We start from the raw sequence: 2,498 nt of genomic DNA on the forward strand, positions 1-2,498 counted from the left end.
CCGATGAGTTTTATAGAGAAAAATAATGCGTGACACAGTTTATTTTACACTACCGTGAACGGTGTTTGAACGCTGTTTGAATAGTATTCTAACGGCATTCTAACAGCATTCAAATACCGTTCATAACACGTTCATTAGCCGTTCACTGACCACCTTTTCAAATCCTTTTCAAAAGCTTTTCAACATCAGCGCGAATCTTTGCATAGAGCGGTGAATTCTTATAATTGACATTCTTGTGTATAACCACTTCCACACCAATCTGCGAACGCTGGTAGTTTGTCAGTTCATTATGAAGCTGAGTGCCGTTGATCAACACGTTATCGATATTGCTGAGAAAACGCTTCGTCTCCTCGACTTCTTTTCCCTTGCGGTCATCGAAATCAAGTTCCTGCTGGTAACCGAACGAACGTATCCATGTGGCTGCCTGCTCACACAATGAATCTATCCCCTCTTTGGATATAGAAGAACCAAATGATTTTATTTCTTTATACTTTCCACTCGCTTTGCTGACAACCACCACACTTGTAGAGCCAGAACGGTTATGTTTCTTACGTACATACATGGTACAAAAGTACACTTTTTCTGCTTGCACCACCCAAAACCACCCAATTATTTTACGTAATTTGCTGATTTTCATTCTGCGCTATATGATGGCGAACAAAAGTGATGAAGTCAGGTGCATCGTCATCAGATGTGTCCAGGCATCAAAGCGCTTAATGTAACGTTCTCCGCCGTTTTTACGGCTGATTTCAAGAATTTCTGCCTTATCAAGCAATTTTATTACCTGACCATATAACGGCTGTCCGAGAAAATGTGTACTTTTACCCATGGTTATTCATTTTAGTTTAGCGACTTCAAAATAACCACAAAGGGCTGACTCCTGCAATAGGTGCCAGCCCTAATTTGGTCTGCGCTTAAAAAGTTTTATCGGACAGCAATATTTCCGAATAGAGAAAGATGCATATCTTGTTTGGTTTTATGCAATATTAGGCTATTTTTTGTATGCTCATGCATTTATTTATGCAGTTTATTTTCTGGCTCGTTATTTTCTAACTAGCTATTTCCCAACAGAATATTAAAAATAGAACATTGACAGGCTTATATTATCATTTCGAATTCTGCTTTGCTTACTTGGCATATTTCAATACCGCCTTCACCGGAAAATGGTCTGAAGGGATGCGTGCTTCATACTTTCCAGTAGCTTCATTCTTAATTCGGTAAGTATCTGTCAGTACTCCGTACTTTTCAACAGCGAAGTTTTTAGTAACGAAGATATGGTCGATACGGTTGGGAGTATATGTGTTCGGATTCCATCCCGCACATGTTCCATTAGTTGCATATCTCAGTTGCGCGACCTCATAAGAGTCTGATAATATTCCGGATTCATGAAGTACTTGATAGCTTTCGCTGGTCTGGTCTACATTGAAATCTCCAGTGAGTATGACGGGGTCTTTGCCACACATCTCTTTAATCTTGCTGATAACTAACCTGGCACTTTCGCGACGTGCCACTACTCCGATATGGTCCATGTGCAGGTTAAAGAACCAGAATCTGAACTTGCCTGTAATATCCTTGAATTCTCCCCATGTACAGATGCGGGTATAGGCTGCATCCCATCCTTTATTCGGCTTCGAGGTATCTTCCGATAACCAAAAATTCCCGGATTTGAGTAGCTTGAATTTATCCTTCCGGTAGAAGATAGGCGCATATTCCCCTTTCGTTTTCCCGTCATCCCGTCCTACGCCTATATAGCTGTATTGCGGCAGGGCATTCAACATATCTTCCAGTTGGTTATGTTTCACTTCCTGCGCTCCGAATATATCGAAGTTATGAAAGGTGATCAACTGGGTGAGTACCGGGCAACGCTGTTCCCAGCCGTTTCCGGCTTTGGCATCGTTCGGGTTACTGTTTCGTACATTATAAGAAGCGACATTCAGTTGCTGCGCATTCAGTATTGACACACCGCAGAGCGCCAATACAATAAAAAGTTTTCTCATTGTTTCTTTATTGTTAGATGGTTATTAAGTATCTTTTTCTTCTGTCTGTCCGCTCCTGTATTCTTTGGGAGAAGTGTTGTATAACTTGGCAAACTCCCGGTAGAAATAAGACTTGTTTGAGAAGCCCGATTTATACATAATCTCAGTAACGGTGAGTTTGGTGGTCTTTAATAGTCCCGCTGCATATTCCAGGCGGATGGTACGGACAAATTCGCTTGGTGTCTTTTCCGTCAATTCTTTGAGTTTACGGTACAATCCCGCTTTGCTTACTCCTATAAAGTCTGCGAGAGAATCCGGGTTTATGGATTCGTCATCAATATTATCTTCAATGAATTTGATAATCTTGTCCAGTAACAGCTCATCCTCTTTATGCATGGTGATTCCATCCCTTACGATGAGAGAGGAACGGCTGGATTTGAAATACTCTTTCATCAGAGAGTATTTATCCCAAGTTTGATGGTAAATTTATGCTTTTCTTTGCTACTCAGTATTTTGCAATTT

The 2,498-nt window shown here is 40.9% G+C and carries 2 protein-coding genes and 2 pseudogenes; all 4 read right to left on the reverse strand.

All coding sequences use genetic code 11. The features are described 5' to 3' along the window. Positions 1 to 157: 157 nt before the first annotated feature. On the reverse strand, positions 158 to 562 hold the full coding sequence (locus tag QZ379_RS12570; protein ID WP_291565463.1) for a hypothetical protein: 405 nt from the start codon (positions 560 to 562) through the stop codon (positions 158 to 160). 117 nt (positions 563 to 679) lie between these two features. After that, positions 680 to 829, reverse strand: a pseudogene (locus QZ379_RS12575) (DUF4372 domain-containing protein); the annotation flags it as partial. A 298-nt stretch (positions 830 to 1,127) separates the two neighbouring features. Next, complete coding sequence (locus tag QZ379_RS12580) at positions 1,128 to 1,997, reverse strand: endonuclease/exonuclease/phosphatase family protein (RefSeq protein WP_291565465.1); 870 nt, start codon at positions 1,995 to 1,997, stop codon at positions 1,128 to 1,130. A 24-nt stretch (positions 1,998 to 2,021) separates the two neighbouring features. Next, positions 2,022 to 2,444: pseudogene (locus tag QZ379_RS12585) on the reverse strand (AraC family transcriptional regulator); the annotation flags it as partial. Positions 2,445 to 2,498: the final 54 nt, after the last annotated feature.

Origin of the sequence: Bacteroides sp., assembly GCF_019417265.1 — a bacterium.
GTDB lineage: Bacteria > Bacteroidota > Bacteroidia > Bacteroidales > Bacteroidaceae > Phocaeicola.